Annotated in this window: 25 protein-coding genes and 1 pseudogene; 9 read left to right on the forward strand and 17 right to left on the reverse strand. The window is 59.0% G+C overall.

The window, feature by feature from the left end:
* Positions 1-4 precede the first annotated feature (4 nt).
* Entirely contained in the window at positions 5-1,024 is a 1,020-nt protein-coding gene (locus tag H8F21_RS17770) for a Leu/Phe/Val dehydrogenase (protein ID WP_203482132.1), read from the reverse strand.
* Between the two features lie 125 nt (positions 1,025-1,149).
* On the opposite strand from H8F21_RS17770, the gene H8F21_RS17775 reads away from it, so the two are divergent.
* Positions 1,150-1,956 carry a SirB1 family protein gene (locus H8F21_RS17775; protein ID WP_203482133.1) on the forward strand — a complete coding sequence of 269 codons (807 nt, stop codon included), beginning with the start codon at positions 1,150-1,152 and terminating at the stop codon, positions 1,954-1,956.
* On the opposite strand, the gene maiA is transcribed toward H8F21_RS17775, so the two are convergent.
* The 3 genes from maiA to hmgA are packed head-to-tail and all read right to left on the reverse strand — an operon-like array spanning position 1,953 to position 5,192.
* Entirely contained in the window at positions 1,953-2,582 is a 630-nt protein-coding gene (maiA, locus tag H8F21_RS17780) for a maleylacetoacetate isomerase (protein ID WP_203482134.1), read from the reverse strand. The two genes, H8F21_RS17775 and maiA, sit on opposite strands and share 4 nt — an antisense overlap.
* Positions 2,583-2,594: 12 nt before the next feature.
* Positions 2,595-3,887: a fumarylacetoacetase gene (fahA, locus tag H8F21_RS17785; RefSeq protein WP_203482135.1), complete on the reverse strand. Its 1,293-nt coding sequence runs from the start codon at positions 3,885-3,887 to the stop codon at positions 2,595-2,597.
* 3 nt (positions 3,888-3,890) lie between these two features.
* The gene (gene hmgA / locus H8F21_RS17790; RefSeq protein ID WP_203482137.1) at positions 3,891-5,192 is read right to left on the reverse strand and encodes a homogentisate 1,2-dioxygenase; all 1,302 of its coding nucleotides are present in this window, start codon (positions 5,190-5,192) and stop codon (positions 3,891-3,893) included.
* A 172-nt stretch (positions 5,193-5,364) separates the two neighbouring features.
* On the opposite strand from hmgA, the gene H8F21_RS17795 reads away from it, so the two are divergent.
* Positions 5,365-6,159 (forward strand): IclR family transcriptional regulator, encoded by a 795-nt coding sequence (locus H8F21_RS17795; RefSeq protein ID WP_203482139.1) that lies wholly within the window; start codon positions 5,365-5,367, stop codon positions 6,157-6,159.
* Between the two features lie 282 nt (positions 6,160-6,441).
* Here H8F21_RS17795 and H8F21_RS17800 read toward each other — a convergent pair whose 3' ends face one another.
* From H8F21_RS17800 to H8F21_RS17820, 5 genes are all read right to left on the reverse strand, one after another.
* On the reverse strand, positions 6,442-6,798 hold the full coding sequence (locus tag H8F21_RS17800) for a hypothetical protein (RefSeq protein ID WP_203482141.1): 357 nt from the start codon (positions 6,796-6,798) through the stop codon (positions 6,442-6,444).
* 74 nt (positions 6,799-6,872) lie between these two features.
* On the reverse strand, positions 6,873-7,787 hold the full coding sequence (locus H8F21_RS17805; protein ID WP_203482142.1) for an SDR family oxidoreductase: 915 nt from the start codon (positions 7,785-7,787) through the stop codon (positions 6,873-6,875).
* A 127-nt stretch (positions 7,788-7,914) separates the two neighbouring features.
* Positions 7,915-8,817 carry an alpha/beta fold hydrolase gene (locus H8F21_RS17810; protein WP_203482143.1) on the reverse strand — a complete coding sequence of 301 codons (903 nt, stop codon included), beginning with the start codon at positions 8,815-8,817 and terminating at the stop codon, positions 7,915-7,917.
* A 184-nt stretch (positions 8,818-9,001) separates the two neighbouring features.
* Entirely contained in the window at positions 9,002-9,688 is a 687-nt protein-coding gene (locus H8F21_RS17815; protein WP_203585128.1) for an LrgB family protein, read from the reverse strand.
* Positions 9,678-10,064 carry a CidA/LrgA family protein gene (locus H8F21_RS17820; RefSeq protein ID WP_136478094.1) on the reverse strand — a complete coding sequence of 129 codons (387 nt, stop codon included), beginning with the start codon at positions 10,062-10,064 and terminating at the stop codon, positions 9,678-9,680. The genes H8F21_RS17815 and H8F21_RS17820 overlap by 11 nt, the downstream gene beginning before the upstream one ends.
* A gap of 97 nt (positions 10,065-10,161) precedes the next feature.
* Between H8F21_RS17820 and H8F21_RS17825 the strand changes: the two genes are divergently transcribed.
* Positions 10,162-11,049 (forward strand): LysR family transcriptional regulator, encoded by an 888-nt coding sequence (locus tag H8F21_RS17825; protein WP_203482144.1) that lies wholly within the window; start codon positions 10,162-10,164, stop codon positions 11,047-11,049.
* Here the strand turns inward: H8F21_RS17825 and H8F21_RS17830 are convergent, their stop codons facing one another.
* Complete coding sequence (locus tag H8F21_RS17830; protein ID WP_203482145.1) at positions 11,050-11,505, reverse strand: flavodoxin; 456 nt, start codon at positions 11,503-11,505, stop codon at positions 11,050-11,052.
* A 139-nt stretch (positions 11,506-11,644) separates the two neighbouring features.
* On the opposite strand from H8F21_RS17830, the gene H8F21_RS17835 reads away from it, so the two are divergent.
* Positions 11,645-12,103, forward strand: coding sequence for a PAS domain-containing protein (locus tag H8F21_RS17835; RefSeq protein WP_203482146.1), 459 nt, complete (start codon positions 11,645-11,647; stop codon positions 12,101-12,103).
* 71 nt (positions 12,104-12,174) lie between these two features.
* Positions 12,175-12,792: a hypothetical protein gene (locus tag H8F21_RS17840; RefSeq protein ID WP_203482147.1), complete on the forward strand. Its 618-nt coding sequence runs from the start codon at positions 12,175-12,177 to the stop codon at positions 12,790-12,792.
* Here the strand turns inward: H8F21_RS17840 and H8F21_RS17845 are convergent.
* Entirely contained in the window at positions 12,777-13,727 is a 951-nt protein-coding gene (locus H8F21_RS17845; protein ID WP_236043103.1) for a MerR family transcriptional regulator, read from the reverse strand. The genes H8F21_RS17840 and H8F21_RS17845 overlap by 16 nt on opposite strands.
* A gap of 226 nt (positions 13,728-13,953) precedes the next feature.
* Between H8F21_RS17845 and H8F21_RS17850 the strand changes: the two genes are divergently transcribed.
* The 4 genes from H8F21_RS17850 to H8F21_RS17865 are packed head-to-tail and all read left to right on the forward strand — an operon-like array spanning position 13,954 to position 15,929.
* A complete protein-coding gene (locus H8F21_RS17850) occupies positions 13,954-14,523 on the forward strand; it encodes an antibiotic biosynthesis monooxygenase (RefSeq protein ID WP_203482150.1) in 570 nt (189 codons plus the stop codon).
* A gap of 55 nt (positions 14,524-14,578) precedes the next feature.
* Complete coding sequence (folM, locus tag H8F21_RS17855; protein ID WP_203482152.1) at positions 14,579-15,277, forward strand: dihydromonapterin reductase; 699 nt, start codon at positions 14,579-14,581, stop codon at positions 15,275-15,277.
* A gap of 24 nt (positions 15,278-15,301) precedes the next feature.
* Complete coding sequence (locus tag H8F21_RS17860) at positions 15,302-15,598, forward strand: DUF1244 domain-containing protein (RefSeq protein ID WP_203482154.1); 297 nt, start codon at positions 15,302-15,304, stop codon at positions 15,596-15,598.
* Complete coding sequence (locus H8F21_RS17865) at positions 15,591-15,929, forward strand: HopJ type III effector protein (RefSeq protein WP_203482156.1); 339 nt, start codon at positions 15,591-15,593, stop codon at positions 15,927-15,929. Before H8F21_RS17860 ends, H8F21_RS17865 begins: the two co-directional genes overlap by 8 nt.
* On the opposite strand, the gene H8F21_RS17870 is transcribed toward H8F21_RS17865, so the two are convergent.
* The 6 genes and pseudogenes from H8F21_RS17870 to ampD all read right to left on the reverse strand — a co-directional run bounded on the left by H8F21_RS17870 (position 15,916) and on the right by ampD (position 21,882).
* Positions 15,916-16,863 (reverse strand): alpha/beta hydrolase family protein, encoded by a 948-nt coding sequence (locus H8F21_RS17870; RefSeq protein ID WP_203482158.1) that lies wholly within the window; start codon positions 16,861-16,863, stop codon positions 15,916-15,918. The two genes, H8F21_RS17865 and H8F21_RS17870, sit on opposite strands and share 14 nt — an antisense overlap.
* Positions 16,864-16,923: 60 nt before the next feature.
* Entirely contained in the window at positions 16,924-18,123 is a 1,200-nt protein-coding gene (gene fabV, locus H8F21_RS17875) for an enoyl-ACP reductase FabV (protein ID WP_203482159.1), read from the reverse strand.
* A gap of 170 nt (positions 18,124-18,293) precedes the next feature.
* Positions 18,294-19,223 (reverse strand): methyl-accepting chemotaxis protein, encoded by a 930-nt coding sequence (locus tag H8F21_RS30065; protein ID WP_413243011.1) that lies wholly within the window; start codon positions 19,221-19,223, stop codon positions 18,294-18,296.
* A pseudogene (locus H8F21_RS30070) lies at positions 19,197-20,291 on the reverse strand (methyl-accepting chemotaxis protein); the annotation flags it as partial. The pseudogene H8F21_RS30070 and the gene H8F21_RS30065, both read right to left, overlap by 27 nt.
* Before the next feature lie 188 nt (positions 20,292-20,479).
* Positions 20,480-21,319, reverse strand: a complete 840-nt coding sequence (gene ampE / locus H8F21_RS17885; protein WP_203585129.1) for a regulatory signaling modulator protein AmpE — start codon at positions 21,317-21,319, stop codon at positions 20,480-20,482.
* Positions 21,316-21,882 carry a 1,6-anhydro-N-acetylmuramyl-L-alanine amidase AmpD gene (gene ampD / locus H8F21_RS17890; protein WP_203482162.1) on the reverse strand — a complete coding sequence of 189 codons (567 nt, stop codon included), beginning with the start codon at positions 21,880-21,882 and terminating at the stop codon, positions 21,316-21,318. Before ampD ends, ampE begins: the two co-directional genes overlap by 4 nt.
* Positions 21,883-21,914 lie beyond the last annotated feature (32 nt).

Here is a 21,914-nt window from a genome sequence, read left to right on the forward strand (position 1 = left end):
CCCGTCAGTTGTAGATCAACCGCTCGGCAAGCATCTGCGCGACACGCGCAGGTGAGCGCTTTTCGGCTTGCGCATGGGCAAATACTTCGGTCAGTCGCGAAGGGATGCGCGCCAGGTGTGCGGTGATCGTGGGCAGTTCCTCTCCCCTGTGCTTGAGTGCTACGTAGATCAAGCCGCCGGCATTGATCACATAGTCAGGGGCATAGAGTATTCCACGACTCTCCAACTGATCAGCCACCTGCAGGGTGGTGAGCTGGTTGTTCGCCGCTCCCGCCACGGCTGCGCAGCGCAGTTGCATCACACTCTGGCCGTTGAGTACCGGCCCTAGCCCACAAGGGGCGAAGATATCGCAGGGGGTGCTGATCAACATTTCATTGGCCACCGGGCGTGCATTGAACTGCTCTATCGCCAATTGCACCTTTCCCTGATCCAGGTCGCTGACCAGTAGCTCGGCACCCGCGGCATGCAGTTGCTCGGCAAGTGCATAACCAACGTTCCCCAGACCTTGTACTGCCACCCGCAACCCCTCCAGGTTGTCACTGCCAAGTCGGGCCATAGAGGTGGCACGAATACCAGCAAATACCCCCATGGCAGCATGGGGCGATGGGTCGCCGGCAGAAGTGGTACTGGTGACATGCTGGGTGGTCTGGGCGATGCAGTCCATATCCAGGGTTGACGTCCCGCTGTCCACGGCGGTAATGAACCGGCCTTGCAGGGTTTCGACAAAGCGACCAAACGCTTCAAACAACGCAGCACGGTTTTCCACATGTGGATTACGAATGATCACCGCCTTGCCGCCCCCCAAAGGCAGGCCAGCCAACGCTGCCTTATAGCTCATACCCTGGGCGAGGCGCATGGCATCGATCATCGCGCTGTCGTCATCCGGATAGGCCAGATAACGGCAACCGCCCATGGCCGGGCCAAGATGCTCGCTATGGATAGCGACCACCGCCTTGAGCCCGGTACAGGGGTCAATGCACATGTGCAGCGATTGCGTGCGGGTGCTTTGCATGATCGCGAACATCAGCGGGCTCCTCAATGAGGTGCTGATCCCAGTATAGGCTGCGCTACACCGATTGATGGCGTGACCCGGACCACTGGACGAAAGGCTTAGTCAGCGCTACAAAATAAGCTTGAGCGGAGATTGTCATGACCCCACGCCAAGCTTGTCTTGCCTGCCTGGAACGCGAACCGGTCGATTTGCTGGAGGCTGCGGTGTGGGTGGCAGCCGAGCACGACGACAGTGTTCGTCCCGTGGATGTCATGGCACAGGTCAAGGCGCTTCAGCAGGAGGTCAGCGCCGGCCTGCCGATGCTACCCCTCTGCGAGTTGGCCCAGCCGTTGTTACGCAGGCTCAGCGCCTTGGGATTCCAGCAAGACGAATACCACCCCTTGCGCCCCCAGGTGGCCTTGCTCGACAAAGTCCTGGAGCGCCGTCGCGGCCAGCCACTGGCCCTGGCGTTGTTGACCCTGGAACTTGCCCGCGGCTTGTCGATTCCGCTGGAAGGGGTGAATTTTCCCGGGCATTTTCTTTTGCGTGTGCCCGGCGCCGACCATCTGCTCGACCCGTGCGGTGGACGCAGGCTTTACCCTGCCGATTGCCGTGAGCTGCTCGGTCGTCAGTTTGGTCCGCAATTGCTGCTCACTGCCGACCACCTGCTGACTGCAAGCCCCAAGCAGATGCTTCAACGCCTGTCCCGCAACCTGCGCCAGTTGCATACCACTCATGACGATGATTTGGCTGCGCTCAAGGATGCCGAAAGAGTCCTGTTGCTGGGGCCTGCCCTGGCCAGCGACTACATGGCCCGCGCCACCTTGTACCAACACCTTGAATGCCCCCAGGCCGAACGCTTCGACCTGGAGCATGCATTACTGCTCAGTGACGATCCAATCCAACGCTTGCGCCTGACTGAACGCTTGAGCCACCTGCCACATATATCGCCATCTGTGCACTAACCCGGCATATCCGGTTGTTTGGACGGATGAGCCTGGACAAAGGCCGCGTGCTGTTCGGCTAACCCGGCGACCCGACGAATACGCGAGAAGCCACCAAGGTCGATGTTGAAACGTTCAGCCGCATAAAGCTGTGGAATCAAGTAGACATCGGCCAGCCCCGGTTCTTCTCCAAAGCAAAAGCCTTCGTCACCAATCAATTGCTCGACGGCTGCCAGCCCCTGGCTTACCCAATGGGCAATCCACTGGCTGACTTGCGCATCGTCCTGCCCCAACCCGCGCAGCTGGTTAAGCACACTGACGTTGTGCAGCGGGTGAATATCACAACCGATCAATGCCGCCACGCCCCGCACCTGAGCACGTTGCACTGGGTCCTGGGGGAGTAGCGCCGGGCTTGGATACACCTCTTCCAGGTACTCGATGATTGCGGGTGACTGCACCAGCAGTTCACCGGAATCGATCTTCAAGGCCGGCACCCGGCCCTGAGGATTGAGGGCGAGGAAATGCTCTTCGCGCTGCTCACCCTTGAGCAGGTTGACCGGAACGTACTGATACTCAAGTTGCTTGAGCGCCAGCGCAATCCTCACCCGGTAGGATGAGGTCGAACGGTAGTAGTTGAGCAGATCCATGATGTTGCCCTCTCAATGTGCCGGCAGAATCTTGCCTCGGCACTCGCCAAAGCCGATCGATGCCACGCCGTCCCGGACACAGCGAGCACGCAGGATGACTTCGTCGCCATCTTCAAGGAACTTGCGCACCTCACCCGACGCCAGCTGCACCGGTTCCTTGCCACCTTGGGTAATCTCCAGCAGGCTGCCGAACTGACCAGGCTGGGCGCCGGACAATGTGCCCGAACCGAACAGGTCGCCCGACTGCAACTGGCAACCGTTGACGCTGTGATGGGCGACCATCTGAGCCACGGTCCAGTACATGCTTAAAGTATTGCTCAACGTCAGGCGATGGGCGGGCAGATTTTGCTCGCGCATGCGCTCGGTGAGCAGCAGCACTTCCAGTTCGATATCGAAGGCGCCGTTAGCCTGGTCGCGCTTGTCGAGCAGGTACGAAAGCGGCTGCGGATCGCCCTCCGCACGCGCCGGCTGGGCGCAGCGGAACGGCTCAAGGGCTTCGGCGGTCACCACCCATGGCGAGATGGTCGAAATAAAGCTCTTGGACAGGAACGGACCCAGCGGCTGATATTCCCAGGCCTGGATGTCGCGAGCCGACCAGTCATTGAGCAGGCAGAAGCCGGCAATGTGTTCAGCGGCTTCGGCGACGGGGATCGAATCACCCATGTCATTGCCCTGACCAATCCAGATGCCCAGCTCCAGTTCGTAGTCCAGGCGTGCGCACGGGCCGAAGCTCGGTTCGCTCTGACCTGCGGGCAGGGTCTGGCCTTTTGGTCGACGCACATCGGTGCCGGACGGGCGAATGGTCGAAGCGCGGCCGTGGTAACCGATCGGCACGTACTTGTAGTTGGGCAGCAATGGGTTGTCGGGACGGAATAGCGCGCCGACGTTCTTGGCATGCTCGATGCCAACATAGAAATCGGTGTAGTCGCCGATCTGCGCAGGCAGATGTAGCTGACACTCGACGCTGGCGAGCAACAGCGGCTTGAGCGCAGCCTGATGCTCACTGTGCTCACCGAGCAGTTGCAGCAGGCGTTCACGCAAGGCCACACGGGCACCACGACCCAGGGCAAAGAACGCATTCAGCACACCGCCACGGGTGGCCTCGACAGCGGCACGCGCCTGACCGTCGAACAGCCCAGCGCTCAACGCACCTTCAAGGTCGAGAATCGCATCGCCAATGGCCACGCCACAGCGCTTGGCCTGACCCTTGTGGGTAAAGATCCCCAGCGGCAGGTTCTGCAGTGGAAAATCGCGATGCCCGTTGGCATGTTCGACCCAACTGCGGGCAATAGCGGACTGATTCATGGGTTATCTCCGATTCGGGGTGAAGGTGCTCGGCAACGAGGCCCAGCAACTATCGTAGTCGGCCTGCAACTGCGGGCACTCTAGCGCATGACGGCTCGGACGCAGCACTTGGCTGGTCTCGAACATGAACGCCATGGTGTTGTCGATTTTGTTCGGCGCAAGTTCCACGGCAATGGCCTTGGCGCAGGTTTCGGCGTCCGGGCCATGGGCACTCATGCATGCGTGCAGCGAGGCGCCGCCTGGCAGGAACCCTTCGGCCTTGGCGTCGTATTCGCCTTTGATCAAACCCATGAACTCATTCATCAGGTTGCGGTGGAACCATGGTGGACGGAAAGTGTTCTCGGCCACCATCCAACGCGGCGGGAAGATCACGAAATCGAGGTTGGCCATGCCGGGCACGCTGGTCGGCGAGGTCAGCACGGTGAAGATCGACGGGTCCGGGTGATCGAAACTAACAGTGCCGATGGTGTTGAAGCGGCGCAGGTCGTACTTGTACGGCACGTTGTTGCCGTGCCAGGCGACCACGTCCAATGGCGAATGGTTAAGCTGGCAACCCCACAGCTCACCAAGGAACTTCTGCACCAATTGCACCGGGGCATCGATTTCTTCGTAATGGGCCACTGGCGCGAGGAAGTCTCGCGGATTGGCCAGGCCATTGCTACCAATCGGCCCCAGGTCCGGGATACGCAAGGGCGCCCCGTGGTTTTCGGCCAGATAGCCACGGGCCTGGGCGTCGATCAGTTCAACCCGGAACTTGAGGCCACGAGGCAGTACGGCAATTTCCAGCGGCTCGACGGCCAGTACACCCAGTTCCGTCACGATACGCAGGCGGCCTTGTTCAGGTACCAGCAGCAGCTCACCGTCGGCGTTGAAGAAGACCCGCTCCATGGAGCGATTGGCGCAGTAGGTGTAGATGCTGATACCGGCCGGCTTTTCGCCCGCCGAGTTGGCCGCCATGGCCACCCAGCCGTCGATGAAATCGGTTGGCTCGCTCGGGATGGGTTGCGGGCTCCAGCGCAGACGGTTAGGGGTAACCGGGCCCAGCGGACCACCGGCCAACTGCCGCTCCAGGCGCTCGAAGCGTGGGTGCAGGGCCGAAGGACGAATACGGTAGAGCCAGGTGCGGCGAGACTCACTGCGGGTCATGGTGAAGGCAGTGCCGGAAAGCAACTCGGCATACAGACCATAGGGCGCCTTTTGTGGCGAGTTCTGGCCGACCGGCAGGGCACCGGGTAAGGCTTCGCTGGCGAATTCGTTGCCGAAGCCGCTCAAGTAGTCGAGGACGGGGGTGCTTTCGAGGTTCATCGAGCCTCCGGGCCCACTGCAGGCCGGTTGATGGCAGCTGGCTGGCGCCGTTGACGCTGGCAACCACGCTGCATTATTTTTATCGTAATTACATTACGCATAACGTAATTTGATTGGCGAAGACCGTCAAGCTATAAAGACGCCCATCTGAACCATCCGGAACATTCCTACAATGGCCAAAGCCAGCTCCACCGCCGACAGCGCCGGCAAACAGAAGGTACGCTCGGCCGAGGTCGGTACCGATATCCTCAAGGCCTTGGCCCAATTGTCGCCCTCCACCTCCCTGTCGCGCCTTGCCGAACATGTCGACATGCCTGCCAGCAAGGTCCATCGCTATTTGCAGGCGCTGATCGCCAGTGGCTTTGCCGAGCAAAATCCGGCCACCAACCACTACGGCCTGGGTCGTGAAGCGCTGCGCGTGGGTCTCGCCGCCCTTGGCGGCATGGATGTGCTGAAGGTTGCGGCAATGCCGTTGTCGCAATTGCGTGATGCCCTCAACGAAAGCTGTTTCATTGCCGTGTGGGGCAATCAGGGCGCCACGGTGGTCAATATCGAACCGGCGGTGCGCGCGGTGACCGTGGTCACCCAGATCGGATCGGTGCTGCCCTTGCTTAGCTCATCGACCGGCCTGGTATTTGGTGCCTACCTTCCCGAGCGCGAAACCGTCGAACTACGCGACCAGGAACTGGCCATCCTCGGACACAGCGTCAACGACTATGAAACGCTGTTTGCCGACATTCGCCGGCGCGGCCTGCACCATATCCATGGTTTGCTGATGCCGGGCGTGGATGCGCTTTCGGCCCCGGTATTCAATGCAGTGGGAAAGATTGTCGCGGTATTGACTGTCGTTGGACCGACTTCGATCTTCCATGCAGATGAACAAGGTCCGGCAGCGCAACAACTATTGGCGGCGGCAAAAATGATCAGTTGGCGCATGGGTTACGAAGAAACGCCCCTGAATACTTGAAAGTCAGGACGAGGCCACTGTTGCCATTGATGTAACAGTGAATGTCCAAATCGACTATTTTTCCTTTGGGGCCAGCGGCTTATTCTGTTTGCAGCTGGACCGCGCCATCACCAACAGCCGCTCTGGCCCGGGCATTTCAGACGTGCACACCCCGTCCCCGGCATCAGGTTCACCGACGTTGATTTTGAAGCTCCTTGATCTAACGTCTTACTTGGCCGCTGCTTTGCAGCGGCCTTTTTTATGCGCCTGATCGCAGGGCAAGCCCACACCTATCGGCTGCGGTCAATCGTCGTCATCGCTGTCGTCGAAGTGAAAGCGATGCAGTATCCGATGAGCGACAGGGGTCAGAATCAAACCGATACTGGCAACAAATACCAGCCCGACATACAACCCATAAAGGGCAAAGAACAACTTGCCGCCCATGGTCTGCGGCAAGATCACTGGCCCTACCCCACCTAGCAACAAGGTGGCGTTGAAGATGGCATCGTGCAGAGGAATGTGCGGTTCGAAGTACCAATGGCCAAGTACCCCGAACAGGACCGAGGCGACCAGCAACACGCAGGCCGCCAGGCCATGGCGCAATAATCGAAAGCGAAACTGCCGAGGAGAAATGAGCGCTTCTGTCTTGGACTCGTACATCCTTGTTACTCCTGTAACGATCATGACCGCCCAGCATAGGAAAGAACCTCGGGCGACCACAACCTCAGGCAGCCTCAGCGCTGTGGGAATTTCTGCAGGTTGGCCATCATTTGCTGCAATGCTTGCAGGCTGTCGTGCGGGTGTACGGCATCGGTAAAGTCGCCAATGTCCTGCCAGTTGGCGGCGATGTCTTCGGGCGTGAATCCTTGGTGGGGATTGAAGCCCACGCCCAGGCTACGCTCCCAACGCACTTTACCAACCCAGCCACCGCCCACTTCATACAAGCCTGCACTGTCTTGGCATTGCTCACTGCCCAGGTAAACGACCAACGGACTGACCAGCTCGGGCTTTAATTGCTCGAAAACCTGAGGAGGGATCAAACCTTCGGTCATGCGCGTACCGCCTGTAGGCGCAATGGCATTGACCAGAATGTTGTGTTTGCGTCCCTCGATGGCCAAGGTTCGGGTCAAACCGTAGAGACCCAATTTGGCCATGCCGTAGTTGGACTGGCCGAAGTTGCCATAGATACCCGAAGTGGAGGCGGTGAAAATCACCCGCCCCCAATTCTGTTCACGTAAATGTGGCCAGGCCGCATGAGTGACCTTGTAGGCCCCTTCGACATGAACCCGATAGACCTGATCCCAGTCGCTGTCTTCCATTTTGTGGAACGTCTTGTCGCGCAGAATACCGGCGTTGTTGACCACCACATCAATGCGACCAAAGGTATCCAGCGCCTGCTCGACAATACGATGACCATCGGCCACCGAGTCATGGTTGGCCAGTGCTGTACCACCTGCCTCGCGGATCTGTGCAACCACCCGGTCGGCCGCAGAGGCGTTCGCGCCTTCGCCGTGAGTGGAGCCGCCCAGATCGTTGACCACCACCCGCGCACCGTGACGAGCGAACAACAAGGCATGGGCTCGGCCCAGACCTCCTCCCGCGCCAGTCACAATCACTACTTTATCGTCCAGGCGCACAGAATCGCTCATGCTCGACACTCCAGCAAATCAACAGGGAATGTCCGAGTGTCGACCAGCATTGGCCCGCATACAATCAAGCGCGTCTGGGGTGAATGGCTGTCGATAAGGCCAGAAAATGATGCAGTTTGCCTGTCTCTCAGGACCAGGCCACCTTCTGCGGCGCAGGCAGGGCCTGCTCGCGAAACGCCAGATAATGGCGCAACACTTGCGTTGGCGCTTCTGTATGAGGGTAATGACCAATGCCCGGGAGCAAGACAGCATCTGGGTTTGGAATTAATTCCAGGTAACGCTGATACATATGTGCGCCACAAACTGGATCCACTGCACCGTTGATAAAACGCAGCGGTATGCCCTCTTTCTGCATCGCCGCGAGCCAACGCTCGCGGTGGGTCGCCCGCTCCGGCACGTAGGCCACCAACTTGTGCAGGATACGGGTGCCGCGATTGGCAACCATCAGGCTCCAGCAGTCATCCAGGGCACTCTCGCTGGGATGCGTGCAAGGCCCGTAGACCTGGGTGACGTTACGCACCAGATCATCACGGCCAAACGAGCGCGCCACCAACCAACCGAGCCGGCTGAGCAGCAGTTTCTGGATCAACAGTGAACGATGGCATTCAGGAAACAGCCCGCCATTAAGGAACACACAACTGGCAATGTCGGCCCGACCTTCATGATGGCGTGCCAGCAGTTCCTGAGCGACGCTGCCGCCATAGTCATGGGCCAACAAGTGAACCGGCTGATCAACTTGCAGGTGTTCAAGCAATGCCTGTTGCAGATCGGCCTGCTCGATCAAGGTGTAGTGGTGATGAACGGGTTTGGAGGAATCGCCAAAGCCGAGCATGTCACAGGCAATTACCCGAAAGCGCTGGGTCAGTGGAGCCCACAGGTAGTGCCAGTCCCAGCTTGCAGTGGGAAAGCCGTGGATAAGCAGCAGTGGTTCACCTTGACCTGCTGTCCAGTATCGAATGGTCTGGCCACGGAAGGTAAGGTTCAGCCCTCGAGTACGCCAGACGCATAATGGAATTTCGGTCAAGGGCATCAGCGTATCCCCGTTGAACAGGGGGATAGCGGGTTGGGCAAGGCATCAGCTGCGATCATTGCAATCACCTCGGCACATTCGTGTGCTCTAGTGACGCAGTCTAATCAGCACACTGGCAAAGGTAAGTTGCATTGGCAGCCAGCTTATTGACCTTGTGAGTCAGGTAGTAAAATAACTCGACCGGTCACACCACCAATAGCAGCAACGGTGCGGCAAACAGGTTGAGAAGCCCGGTCAGTACCATCACCAGCCCCGCTACAGAGCCTTCTTCGCCCCCGACCTCATGGGCCCGACTGACCCCTGCGCCATGCGCGCCAACACCAAACAACGCGCCACGTGCCAAGGGCGTGCGCAACGGCAGAAACTTCAGCAGCACCCCGCCAAACATCGCGCCCAGCACACCGGTGAACATCACGAAAACCGCTGTCAGCTCCGGCACCCCGTCCAGATCCCGGGCCATTGGCATGGCAAAGGGCGTGGTAATCGAGCGCGGCAACAACGACAGGCTCACCGAGTTATCCAGCGACAACAGGTGCGCCAGGCCCCAGGAACTGGAGATAGATGCGGCGCTGCCCACCAGCATTCCCAGGGTCAATGCCGGCCAGTGACGAGCCAGCAGGGCCCGCTGTTGCCAGATCGGAACCGCGAACGCCACCGTCACCGGTCCCAGGACCGCCATCAGCCAATGGGTGTCCCGTGAGTATTCGGCGTAAGCCGTGTTCAACGGTACCGCAACCGCCAGCAGCAACGCTGGCACCAGAATCAGCGGCGACAACAGGTAACGACCTGTGCGCCGGTACAACCAGCGGCTTCCCAGGTAAGCCGATAGCGTCAGCATCAGCCAGAACAGGGGCATGGGTTCAAGCGTCATGACGCATCCTCCAGCGGCACACCCACTCCACGGTGACGGCTGTCATAACCATGACCATCAAGGTACTGACCGCGATCACCAACAGAATTCGCCAGCCCTCATCGCGCAGCAAGCTACCGTAGTCGAGCAGGCTCATCAGCGCAGGAATAAAGAAAAGCAGCATTTCGGCCATCAGAAGACCAGCGCCCAGCTGCAGGGCAGCAGGCTTGAGCCAACCCAGGGCAAACGCGATCAACAGCAGCGCCAGCCCCATGACCCCACCAGGAATTGGCCAGCCGAGCCAAGCTGCCAGCTGACCGCCAATTGCATAAAGAGAAAGAAATACTGCCAGTTCGGCGAGTAGACGCAGGAAGCGTTTAAATGATGCGGGTTTCATCGCAGTGGACCTCTTCAAGGCTCTATTCTAGAGCCCCCTTCGCCACGCTAAAAACGAATTGTTAGACTAGCTTCCATTCCACAATGGAATTCAGATCATGGAATTCAAACAGCTACGCAGTTTTATCGAGGTGATCCACAACGGGGGTTTCACTCAAGCCTCGCACATCCTGAATATCAGCCAGTCAGCCGTGAGCAAGCAAGTGGCCCAGCTCGAACAAGACCTCGGTACACCCTTACTGGAGCGCCAAGGCTCACAGCTACACCTGACGTCTGCCGGCAAGATTGTGCTGGAACGAGGCGAAGTTATGCTGCGCATGCGCCAGGAACTGCTCAATGAACTCGATGACCTGAGCCAACTGGGTCGTGGCGAGTTGCGTCTTGGCCTGCCGCAGCTTGGTAGCGACGCGCTGTTTGCCAGGCTGTTCGCGGAGTACCGTCGGCGCCATCCAAACATCACCATTCATTTGCTTGAAGGCGGTAGCCGCAGTGTCGAGCAAGCGGTGTTGAGCGGCGAGCTGGAGCTGGGCGGTAGCCTGACACCGAACGATCCGGCATTCGCGTTTCAACCGTTCTGCAATGAACCGCTCGATGCATTGCTGCCCACCGATCACCCCTTGGCCGGGGCCGGTCGAGTCAGTCTGGCGCAATTGGCCGACACGCCGTTTTTACTCTATCAGCGCAGCTTCGTGCTCAATGACCGGCTGCTTGGCGCGTGCCAGCAAATGGGCTTTACCCCAAAGGAAGGTGGGAGAAGCGGCCAGGCCGACTTCCTCGCCGCTCTAGTAGCCGCAGGCCAGGGCGTCGTGTTGCTGCCGAGCGTAGTAGCCCGAGGCCTGGAACGCCCCGGCGTGGTTCGCCTGACGCTGAGCGAACCAACCGAGCTGCGCTGGGACATCGCCTTTATCTGGCGACAAGGCGCTTATCTGTCACGCGCAGCGCAGGCCTGGCTGCAATTGCTGCGCGAGCAACCTCACACGGATTGATCAGCTACGCAGCGCGCTGATCAATTCGGCCAGCCATGGCTCGGCATCGGTTTCCGGGGTTACCGTTTCGCTGGCATCCAGGCGCAGCATTGGTAGCACTTCGGTAACACCCATCTCGGCGAACAACTCACGCATCTGTTCGCCACCACCACAGAAGGTGTCTCCGTAGCTGGAATCACCCAGGCCGATCACGGCGCCGGGAAGCCCACGCCAGGCTGCGGGCAGCACATCGCGAATTTCACTGAACAAAGGCATCAGGTTATCAGGCAGCTCGCCCATCCCCGTGGTTGAGGTCACCGCCAGGAAGGCTTCAGGAGCAAAGCCCTGAAGGTCTTGCAACGTAGCGCGATTGGCGTGCCAGGCCTCGAATCCTGCAGCGTTGAGCAGGGTTTGAGCATGCCGGGCGACTTCTTCGGCTGAACCGTAGACCGAACCGGAAAGGATGGCGACTTTCATAGAGTATTCCGAAGCTGAGTAAAAACGTAGGATACTAGCATTGGACACTGGCAAAAGGCCTCATTCTCCAGATGTGAGGCGCCAGCCAATCCTCTAGAATCTACCGCCGTTCTTGATTCAGTCTTGCGGAACTCGTCGAATGATTAACGCAACATTGCTGCAACGTATGGTCGATGCCTCGATCGACGGCGTCGTGATTGCCGAGCAAGAAGGTGATGACGACACCATCCTGATTTATGTGAATCCGGCATTCGAACGAATGACCGGTTACCAGGCCAACGATATTCTCTATCAGGACTGCCGATTCCTGCAGGCTGATGATCGTGACCAGGACGCCCGCACGCGAATCCGGGAGGCAATCAAGAGCGGCCGGCCAAGCCGGGAAATCCTGCGTAACTATCGCAAGGATGGCAGCATGTTCTGGAACGAACTGTCGATCACCCCGGTGCTCAACGAGGCCGATCAGCTCAAATATTTCATTGGTATCCAGAAGGATGTCACCCGCCAGATCGAGAGCGAACATCGGCTGGTGGAACTGGAACGCGAGCTTGCCGACGCCAGGGCACATATTTCCAGGCTGGAAAGCGACGAACGGTAAAAACAAAACTACCGTATGGTTGTCCATCACGGTGACTAAATGCATTCACGACTGACCTTTCGAGTTCGACCATGCAAGCAGATGCCCTCCTGACTCAGGACGAGTTGGACTTTATCAGGACCATGCAGCGCACCTCACAGCCTTCTTCGGCTGAGTCGCCTTCGCGCCTGATGGTCAATGGCGGCCCCGAGATCAAGCACCTGTTGACCCAACTCATTGCCCAGGAGCAAGTCACCCTGCAGGCGCAGTTCGACAACCACCAGATGACCTTCCCCCTGCATCTGGTCGAAGACGAATTCCACTCCTTGCAACTGCAACTGGGTGCGCCGCACATCTACGAAGAAGGTCCGATGGTACGGCCATGGCGCCTGACCCTCGAGACCCCAGTCGCGTTGGAAGATGAACTGGGCCTGAGCACCGGTTTGTGGGTTCGGGAAATTTCCTTCAAGGGCGTGCTGGTGGAGTTTCGGGATCAGCCCAAACCACCGACAACCTTCGATCTCTGGTTTGCCCCTGCCCATTGCACGCCGATTGCCCTGCACGGCATTCTGCAGCGGCGAACCGGGCAAAATCTGGCAGCGTACAACCTCAACCAGAGCCAGCAGGCAGAAATCGACCGGCTACGCGAATACATCCTCCAGGCCCATCGCCAAGCTCACCCGGAGCTGCACCCTCAACTGTCCAAGTGACCTGCCAGTGATTGCTGCAGGCGACGCAGCATCAAGCGCCCTTCATTACCAAGGCACGCCACTTGCGAACCGATAAGGTTGTCCTGTGCCATTTCTGCCGCCTCTCCTGCCAGCAGTAACGGGCACTCCAAGCCCAGGGCAAGGCGAGCCAGGCGCTTGGGCAAGTCGTGCGCCGGTGGATGATTGGAGAACAGCACCAGGGCGTGCGGGGTCATGCGCTCGCAAACCAGGGTGAGTTCTTCCACAGGCTGGCCCAGACCTAATACCGTCACGCCGATTTCACTGGTGCCCAGCATCAGTGCGGCTACCAGCAGCTCCAACTCGCGACAGTGGCCGGGTATCGCCGCAAGCACTACCCTGACCTCCTGCTGGCCGGCGCTCAATTGCAGGCGCTGCAACACCCGGCCGCGCAGAAAGCCATCAAGAAACAGCCATTCGCTGAGGTGGCCGAACGCTTCCTGGGTGCTGCGCAACTCCTGCCAGACCGGCAAGAAGATGTCCTGGAATGCCACCACCTGTGGATAAGTACTGAACACCTGACCGTACACCTGCTCCAGGCGCAGTTCATCGAACGCTCTTACAGCCTGGCGCAGTTGCAGTTGCCACTGTTTGAAATCGTCTTTGGAAACCGGGTTGGGTATACCTTCGCTTTGCAGCTTGAGGCTCTGGCTGCGTGCCAGGATCTTGCCAACCTTGCTCACGGCGACGCCACGCTCGATCCAACCAAGGATATTGCGCACCTCGTCGATATCGGCCTGGGAATAGAGTCGGTGCCCACTTTCGGTGCGCGTCGGCTGGATCAGCCCATATCGGCGCTCCCAGGCTCGCAGCGTAACCGGGTTGATACCCGTCAGACGCGAGACTTCACGAATGGGAAACAGCTCCTCATGATCGAGGTCACCGGCGTTCGATGAAGGCTGGGCAGATTCAAGCATTGCCAGAAAACCACGACTCTTTGGGGGTAGCGCACATTCTACTCCGGGCAATACAAAAGCGACTATTGGCATTTCTGTCAGTTGGCGACAACCCAGCACTGACGGGTCAGTTTATTTGAGGAATAATCCGTGCCCGCTTTTTGCATGCAACCCGATGCAGTCCACCACTCCGGATGCATTACACGGGCAAGGCCATCCGCCCTGCCCCGTTGCCAGGAGATACACAATGTCTACCCCTCCCGTTACGTTGATGGTAACGCGCCGCGTTGCCGAAGGCCGCTATCAGGACCTGATGAGCTGGCTTCACGAAGGCGAACAATTGGCCACCGACTTTGCCGGCTACCTGGGCTCCGGCGTACTGGCGCCACCGCCACAGGGCGACGAGTTTCAGATCATCTTCCGCTTTACCAACGAGCAAACCATGCATGCATGGGAGCACTCGGCTTCGCGCAACGCCTGGCTGACCCGTGGCAACGGTCTGTTCGAACAGCCGCAAGAGCTGCGGGTCAGTGGCCTGGACGGCTGGTTTGGCACCAATTTGGTGCAGCGACCCCCACGCTGGAAACAAGCTGTGGCAATCTGGCTGGCGTTCTTTCCGGTCTCACTTTTGTTCAACCTGTTGTTCGGCCACTGGCTGGCCGCCTTGGACCTGGTCCCGCGCATACTGCTGAGTACGCTGGGGTTAACGCCGCTGATGGTGTATTTGTTCATTCCCTTGTCCACCCGCCTGCTGGCCAACTGGCTCAATGCCCCAGCACGCGGCTGCAGGCCGCAGGGTGCGCGCAACGCGGTCTAGTTCGGGTATGCTGGCGGTAATCCAAGCGAACCTGTAAAAGTTGACCGCCCCCACCATGAACAGCCCAATTCTTGTCACCGGAGCCAGCCAGCGAGTCGGACTGGCGTTGGCCCTGAACCTGGCGCAGGCCGGCCATACCGTGGTCAGCGCCAGCCGTAGCAAAAACGCCGAGGCGCCGCACCCGAACATCATCCAGTTCCAGGCCGATCTGTGCCGGGAAGACGACCGCCAGGCCCTGATCGACCACCTCACGAGCAACTATAACGGCCTCAGGGCAATTATTCACAACGCCTCGTTGTGGCTCGACGACGACCTGGTCAATCTCAATACCATGTTCAAACTGCACGTCGAAGCGCCCTACCACCTGAACCTGGCGCTGGGCGAGCAACTGTTGAAAATGGCCAAGGCCGATATCATCCATATCTGCGACGAAACCTCCTCGCGCGGCAGCAAGAGCCACATTGGCTACGCCGCCACCAAGGCTGCGCTGCAGAACATGGTGTTGTCCTTTGCCGAGAAATACGCACCGGTGGTGCGAGTCAACGCGATTCTGCCCGGGCTGCTGATTCTCAAGGAAAACAGTGACGAAGCGTATCGTCAGCAAACCTTGAAAAAGGCCTTGCTGGAATTTGAACCGGGCGCGCAGCCGCTGATCGAGGCGGTGCAATTCCTCCTCGAAAGCCAATACAGCACCGGCAGCAGTGTGGTCATCAACGGTGGCCGCCATCTAAAAAACCGCATCGCGGTAGACTGAATTGTCCTTGTCACGAGAATGACCATGAACGACCAACAAAAAATTGAGCTAGAAGCCGCCGCCTTCCGCCGGCTGGTTGCTCATCTGGACAGCCGCAAGGATGTACAGAACATCGACCTGATGAACCTCTCCGGTTTCTGCCGCAACTGCCTGTCGAAGTGGTACAAGGCCGCCGCCGACGAGCGCCAGATCGAGCTGAGCATGGATGACGCCCGCGAAGTGGTCTACGGCATGCCTTATGCCGAGTGGAAAGCCCAATACCAGAAAGAAGCCAGCGCCGAACAGCAAGCTGCCTTCGCCAAAGGAAAGCCCCATGACTGATCTGAACACCCTGCGCAAAAGCCTCAACAGTGGCGAGCACGCCTTCGCCGATACCCTGGCTTTTGTCGCAGCGCACTACGAGTACCAGCCACAAGCATTCAACAATGGCGGCGTAGAAAGTGCTGCCGGGCAGAATGAAGGCTCATGCAAAACCCTGGGCCTGGCCCTGCTCGAAGGCCTGAGCAACGAAGAAGCGTTGTTGGCGTTTGGCGAACACTACCGCTCGGTCCTGGCCACCCCTGAGGGCAGCGACCACGGCAACATCCGCGCCCTGATGCAGCACGGTCTGGCCGGCGTCACGTTCGCGGCACAACCGCTCAAGGCTCGCTAAGGGCGAGCAGGCGTCCCGGCGCGCCATCGGCCAGTTGCCCGTGTTGCAGCCACTGCAGGGCAATTGGCCAGAGCCGGGTCTCGAAACGATTGTGAAAAAAGGCGAAATGGCCAATCTGCGCTTCGCCGATATCGGCCGGTGCTATGCGCAAATGGCTGGGTGAACTCGATGCGCAGTAACTGAGCAAGCGCTCGATTGCCGCAACCGTGCCGAAAGGATCATCGGTCAGACTGATCGCCAATGTTTGCGCCCTGAACTGGGCAAATGGCCGCTCGACCAAAGCCTTGCCACTGGGGCGTCGCTCGTAGGCTGCGCTCAAGGTGCTCCAGTCTTTCACCACGCCGGCTGGAGTGTCCTCCAACCAACCCAGGCGCTTGCCGGGAAAATACCCAAAGAGTTGTGTCAGCAACGGCATTACCACATGCCACTTGCCAAACAGTTGCCAGCGGCTGTCGGCGGCGTAGTCGCGCCAATAAGCGAACTGCGCGCCCACCGTTACCAACCTGCGCAACTGAGTTGACGATGCTGCCAATCCCGCCGCACAGCCACCAAAGCTATGGCCGACAACATCGATTGGCTGACCGGGAAACTCGCGGCGAGCACGCTGCAGTACCGCTTCGAAATCCAGTACGCCCCAGTCGGTCCAGGTGGCCTTGAAGTTGCGCATCGACGCCGGGCGCGACTCTCCAATGCCGCGATAGTCATAGGTCATGACATCGAAGCCGTGGCTGAACAGGTATTGGGCAAAACGGGCGTAGTAACTGCAACGCACCGAAGTGGCAGCATTGATGATCACCACCGGGCGTGCGCTGTCGACCAATGGATGGCGCCAGCTGAAACCGCCGATGGAATATCCATCGCTTGCCGCTTCGCGAAACGCTTGTGCAGCGCTGCTGGCGGCCAATAGAGGTGAAAATGCTTCGAGGCTGCTCATCGGGAAACCTCAAACAGTCGCCGCTCCCGCACGAATACGGGAACGGCGGCAGAGGACTGCTTACAGCTCGATGCAGTCGAATTTAACGTCGGTGGCTACATCGGCGTCGTAATCAACGTCCGCACGCTCGAAACCGAACAACTTGAGGAACTCGCGCTTGTAGTCCTTGTAGTCGGTAACGTCGAACAGATTCTCGGTGGTCACGGTCGGCCACAGGGCTTTGCAGGCATCCTGGACGTCATCACGCAGCTCCCAATCATCCAGACGCAGGCGGCCTTCTTCGTCCAGTGCTGCCGGCGCACCATCTTCACGGTACAGACGGTCACGGAACAGGCGGTCCAGCTGGTCTTGAGTACCTTCGTGAACACCCTTTTCCTTCATGATCTTGAAGACCATCGACAGGTACAGCGGCATTACCGGAATAGCCGAGCTTGCCTGGGTAACCACGGACTTGAGCACCGCAACGTTGGCACCACCACCGACTTTGCTGCCCAGACGCTTGGCCGTTTCATCCAAGTCCATCTTGGCCTTGCCCAAGGCGCCGTGCCAGTAGATCGGCCAGGTAATCTCGGTGCCGATGTAGCTGAAGGCTACGGTGCGAGCTTGCGGGGCCAGAACGCCGGCGGCATTCAGGGCATCGATCCACAGCTGCCAGTCCTGACCACCCATGACGGTAACGGTATCCGCGATTTCCTGCTCGGTAGCAGGCTCGATGGACGCCTCGATGATGGTGTCTTTGTTGGTGTCGATGGCAGTCGACTTGTACGGCTGGCCAATCGGCTTGAGGGCCGAACGTACCAGTTCGCCGGTCTGTGGCAGTTTGCGCACAGGCGAAGCCAGCGAGTAGACCACCAGGTCAACCTGACCGCCCATTTCGTTCTTGATCAGCTCAATGACCTTGGCCCGCGCTTCGTCGGAGAAGGCATCGCCGTTGATCGACTTGCTGTACAGGCCTTCGGCCTTGGCGAACTTGTCGAATGCTGCAGAGTTGTACCAGCCGGCAGTGCCGGGCTTGGTTTCAGTACCTGGCTTTTCGAAGAATACGCCGAGGGTGTCAGCACCAAAGCCGAACGCGGCGGTGATGCGCGCTGCCAGGCCGTAGCCGCTGGATGCACCGATCACCAGGACCTTCTTCGGACCATCCTTGCGCACGCCCTGCTTGCGGGTGGCTTCGATCTGATCACGTACGTTCAGCTCGCAACCGGTTGGATGCGTAGTGGTGCAGATAAAACCGCGAACTTTAGGGTGGATGATGGCCAATGTCTGTACCTCGTCAGTGAATATGCTGAGGGAGCCGAATCGCGGGGGACTCGTGGTTCCGTTGCTGTGAGGGTGAGACTACACCCGCAGCGTTGCCGACACATCCGGCTCCCTGGAATCCTTAAGGGCGCTACTTTGTCACAGCGTGGAAAAGTTCAGCAACTGCGATGTCAGACTCTGAATGCGCCGATCAGGCGCTTGAGCTCCATCACCTGGGCTGACAGCTGGCGGCTGGCATCTTCAGTTTGGTGAGCACCTTGGGTGGTATGTTCGGCGGCCCGATTGATCTGCACGATATTCTGGTCGATGTCCTGGGCAACCGCTGTCTGCTGCTCGACGGCAGCCGCAATTTGCTGGTTCTGATCAACGATGGTGCCAACCGCGCCAAGAATGTTTTCCAGTGCCTGCTGCACCTGCTGCGACTGCCCGACCGTACCGGCAGCCACCTGATGGCTGGCATCCATTGCCTTTACCGCTGCACCGACACCGCCTTGCAGGCGCGAGATCATCTGGTCGATTTCTTCGGTCGAGTGTTGGGTACGCTTGGCCAGGGTGCGGACTTCGTCGGCCACCACGGCAAAGCCACGCCCCTGTTCTCCGGCACGCGCGGCCTCGATGGCAGCATTGAGTGCCAACAGGTTGGTTTGCTCGGCAATGCTCTTGATGACTTCAAGCACGCGGCTGATGGCCTGGCTGTCACTGGCCAGTTGATTGATGACCACCACCGACTGATCGATTTCACCGGCCAGCCGCGCAATATTGCCCTGCTGAACCTCGACCAGACCGCGGCCACTCACTGTCTCCTGGTTAACGCTATGAGCACTGTTGACCGCGGCCGCGGCACTGCGCGCCACTTCCTGGGCAGTGGCCGACATCTGGTTCATGGCCGTAGCCACCTGCTCGATCTGCCCGCGCTGGCCACTGACCGCCTGATTGCTGCGTGCCGAAACCGCGTGCACCTGCTCTGCCTGGTGCTCGACTTCAACCACGGTACGACCGACCTGCTCGATAAGATCGTGAATACGCTGGACCGTACCGTTGAACACCTGCCCCAGCTCGCCCAGTTCGTCACGGCTGTCGGCTCGAAAGCTTACGGTCATATCCCCGGCAGCGACCTTGTCCATGACCGCGCCCAGGCTTTTCAGGGTATGGCGGGTAGATGCGTAGAAGCCGCCGTAAAGATAGACAATCAGCAAAAATACGCCGGCCAGTGCAGACACCAGCAAGATCATGTGCAACCGATGCTCGCCGAGGCGCTGCTGCAATTGCTGATCAAGAAACTCGCCTGTCGCCGTGTTGAGCGCGTAGGTATGGGCCATCAGCCCACTGACTTGCTGGTAGAACCCCAACCAGGGTGCGTCGAACGTTTCGGCCAGGATCACTTGCTCTTCGAACAGCTCGCTGGCCTGCTTCAACGAAGCCTGGCTGCTGTTGGCCAGGCTGCCTAGGCGCGATTGCGCAGCAGGCTCACTGGCCAATGCTTCCTGGACCCTCAATGCATAGTTTGCAGCGAGCTTGTCCAACCGCTGCAGCAAATCCTCGAAGCGGGTACTGACAGCTGAGTTGAGAAAGCCCTGGCCCAACGAATAAGCGCCCATAGCCCGGCCTTCACCCAGGGTCTGGGTCACTTCAGGGGTGACGTTGACCATCAACTCTGTCAGTTGGCGAATTGCCACGTCGCTGTCCTGGGTAAGTCCGGCCTGGCTGGCAATCATTTTGCTCAGCACCTGGGCCTGCGCCAGAAGCTTGTCGAGATGGGCAACCTTGCTGGTCAGGGACGACTCGGCTTGGGCAGCTTTAAGCAAGTTGAGCATGTCATCGCGCTTGCCATGGAGGTCCCGCGCCTGGCCCTCATCGGCGATAACAGCAGAAATACCCGACAAACGCTCGAACACTTGCTGCTCAAGCGTCGAAATCTGCGCCTCAAGATCGCCGGCCTTGCCCGACTGGCCGAGTATGGCGTTGATTTGTACCAGGTTGCCCAGGGTTTCCAGGTCACCACGCAAGGTCATGCTGTTGCCGAGCAGCTCAAGGCTCTTGAGCTCAACCTGCGTGGCATGGAATTTCGCGTAGGAGTCGTGGACCAGGTAGTAGTTGGTCACCAACATAGGCAGGAAAAACAGAATACTGATCAAGCTGAATTTCATCCCGAAACTCAGCCGATTCATCAGTGCGATAGCCGGATACAACAGACTCTTCACAGGCGGTCCCCTCCGATTCTTATTGTTATGCGCGCACAATGGCACTAGGCCACTGATGAAATTTCAGCACCTGTATAACGCATATCGGAAGGAGGTTTTGTAACTTAAGGTAAACCGATTCGGGAGCAGACCAGCGGCTGCTCCCGCTTGTGCATTCAGCCAAGTACGGTCCACAGGGCGAAACAGGCATACCAGAGCACTGCAGAGCGAAGCAGCAGCTCCCATAGCGAATCCAGCCCGACCAGGCCTGCAGGTCCTGCTGGCACATCTGCAGGCATGTCCCCAGCTACTTTACCGACCGAAGCGATCAATTTTGCCGCGCTGATGTGCCAATTGAGCAACTCGTGCAGCATCACCCGGCTTACTGCAACAAAATTGCCGACCAGGGCAAAGCTCACACCCAGCACCCGCACCGGCGCCCAGTCAAAGGCATGGCGCAATTGCTGGGCACGCTCGCGCAGCGCTGCAGCATTGGCATGCTCGGCGGTCAACGCCAGCAAACGATAGGCCAGCGCTGCCGCAGGGCCTAACAGGGCATACCAGAAAATTACCGCAAAGAAGCTCTGGTACGCTTGCCACAACAAGTGCCCCTGAACCCGTTCAAGCAGAGATGACGCGTCGTCACCGGTCACATTCAGGTCTCGCTCGGCCACGTGCACGGCAGCTTGTTCATCACCGCGCCGCCAGGCGTCACGAAACGGCCCCAGTGATGCTTTGACGTCACCGCGGCCCAGGCTGTAAATCAGCACCAGCAGATGCACCGGCAGTGCCAGCAAACCGTAGGCTACGGGTTCCAGCACATGAACCAGCAAAGCCACCAGCAGCACCGGCACCGGCAACAGCACCAGAATCAGCAGCAGCCACCATGGATGGCTTTTGCCGCTGCGCTCCAGCCGGGCAAGTTCGGCACGAAAGAAACCGTCGCGCTGCAGTCGCTGGCGCAGTGCCGAAAATTTCTCGACCCACAGCACCAGCAACAACACCAGAAAACTCATGATCTGTCCTCTTTGTTCTGCAAGGCCGCACGGTATCGCGACCAGTCGAAAGCAGGGCCCGGGTCGGTCTTGCGCCCCGGGGCAATATCGCTATGGCCCTGGATTCTCTGCTCGTCAATGGCCGGCCAGGCAGCCTGGATCTGACGGGTCAGTTGCTGCAGTGCCTGATACTGGGCATCGGTGTAAGGCAACTCATCGGTACCTTCAAGCTCGATGCCGATGGAAAAATCGTTGCAGGCCTCACGCCCGGCAAAACAGGACACGCCAGCATGCCAGGCGCGATCCAGGCAGGAAACGAACTGGGTAACCTTGCCGTCTCGTTCAATCAGAAAATGCGCTGATACGCGCAGGTGCTTGATCCCTTCGAAATAGGGATGTTCGTCAGGGTCCAGGCGATTTTGAAAGAATTCCTGGACTTTGCCGGTAGCAAACTGCGCGGGCGGCAGGCTGATATTGTGAATCACAAGCAGGGAGATGACTTCGCCTTCGGCGCGGACATTGAAGTTCGGCGAAGGGCAATGAGTGATGCCGGCGAACCATCCTGTAGTGCGGTCCAGTTGCATAGAAAATCCTGAGGCACGAGAGCACGCTCTCA

Source organism: Pseudomonas arcuscaelestis, assembly GCF_016881005.1.
GTDB classification, from domain to species: Bacteria; Pseudomonadota; Gammaproteobacteria; order Pseudomonadales; family Pseudomonadaceae; genus Aquipseudomonas; species Aquipseudomonas arcuscaelestis.

Coding starts and splice junctions, on each gene's coding strand:
- H8F21_RS17795 (WP_203482139.1), top strand. CDS start 5,365: ATGGCCAAAGCCAGCTCCACCGCCGACAGCGCCGGCAAACAGAAGGTA.
- fahA (WP_203482135.1), bottom strand. CDS start 3,887: ATGAATCAGTCCGCTATTGCCCGCAGTTGGGTCGAACATGCCAACGGG.
- H8F21_RS17805 (WP_203482142.1), bottom strand. CDS start 7,787: ATGAGCGATTCTGTGCGCCTGGACGATAAAGTAGTGATTGTGACTGGC.
- H8F21_RS17770 (WP_203482132.1), bottom strand. CDS start 1,024: ATGTTCGCGATCATGCAAAGCACCCGCACGCAATCGCTGCACATGTGC.
- ampD (WP_203482162.1), bottom strand. CDS start 21,882: ATGCAACTGGACCGCACTACAGGATGGTTCGCCGGCATCACTCATTGC.
- H8F21_RS17830 (WP_203482145.1), bottom strand. CDS start 11,505: ATGAAAGTCGCCATCCTTTCCGGTTCGGTCTACGGTTCAGCCGAAGAA.
- H8F21_RS17810 (WP_203482143.1), bottom strand. CDS start 8,817: ATGCCCTTGACCGAAATTCCATTATGCGTCTGGCGTACTCGAGGGCTG.
- H8F21_RS17860 (WP_203482154.1), top strand. CDS start 15,302: ATGAACGACCAACAAAAAATTGAGCTAGAAGCCGCCGCCTTCCGCCGG.
- H8F21_RS17825 (WP_203482144.1), top strand. CDS start 10,162: ATGGAATTCAAACAGCTACGCAGTTTTATCGAGGTGATCCACAACGGG.
- maiA (WP_203482134.1), bottom strand. CDS start 2,582: ATGGATCTGCTCAACTACTACCGTTCGACCTCATCCTACCGGGTGAGG.
- H8F21_RS17815 (WP_203585128.1), bottom strand. CDS start 9,688: ATGACGCTTGAACCCATGCCCCTGTTCTGGCTGATGCTGACGCTATCG.
- H8F21_RS17845 (WP_236043103.1), bottom strand. CDS start 13,727: ATGCTTGAATCTGCCCAGCCTTCATCGAACGCCGGTGACCTCGATCAT.
- H8F21_RS17865 (WP_203482156.1), top strand. CDS start 15,591: ATGACTGATCTGAACACCCTGCGCAAAAGCCTCAACAGTGGCGAGCAC.
- H8F21_RS17840 (WP_203482147.1), top strand. CDS start 12,175: ATGCAAGCAGATGCCCTCCTGACTCAGGACGAGTTGGACTTTATCAGG.
- H8F21_RS17800 (WP_203482141.1), bottom strand. CDS start 6,798: ATGTACGAGTCCAAGACAGAAGCGCTCATTTCTCCTCGGCAGTTTCGC.
- H8F21_RS17850 (WP_203482150.1), top strand. CDS start 13,954: ATGTCTACCCCTCCCGTTACGTTGATGGTAACGCGCCGCGTTGCCGAA.
- H8F21_RS17835 (WP_203482146.1), top strand. CDS start 11,645: ATGATTAACGCAACATTGCTGCAACGTATGGTCGATGCCTCGATCGAC.
- hmgA (WP_203482137.1), bottom strand. CDS start 5,192: ATGAACCTCGAAAGCACCCCCGTCCTCGACTACTTGAGCGGCTTCGGC.
- H8F21_RS17775 (WP_203482133.1), top strand. CDS start 1,150: ATGACCCCACGCCAAGCTTGTCTTGCCTGCCTGGAACGCGAACCGGTC.
- H8F21_RS17820 (WP_136478094.1), bottom strand. CDS start 10,064: ATGAAACCCGCATCATTTAAACGCTTCCTGCGTCTACTCGCCGAACTG.
- folM (WP_203482152.1), top strand. CDS start 14,579: ATGAACAGCCCAATTCTTGTCACCGGAGCCAGCCAGCGAGTCGGACTG.
- ampE (WP_203585129.1), bottom strand. CDS start 21,319: ATGAGTTTTCTGGTGTTGTTGCTGGTGCTGTGGGTCGAGAAATTTTCG.
- H8F21_RS30065 (WP_413243011.1), bottom strand. CDS start 19,223: ATGACCGTAAGCTTTCGAGCCGACAGCCGTGACGAACTGGGCGAGCTG.
- H8F21_RS17870 (WP_203482158.1), bottom strand. CDS start 16,863: ATGAGCAGCCTCGAAGCATTTTCACCTCTATTGGCCGCCAGCAGCGCT.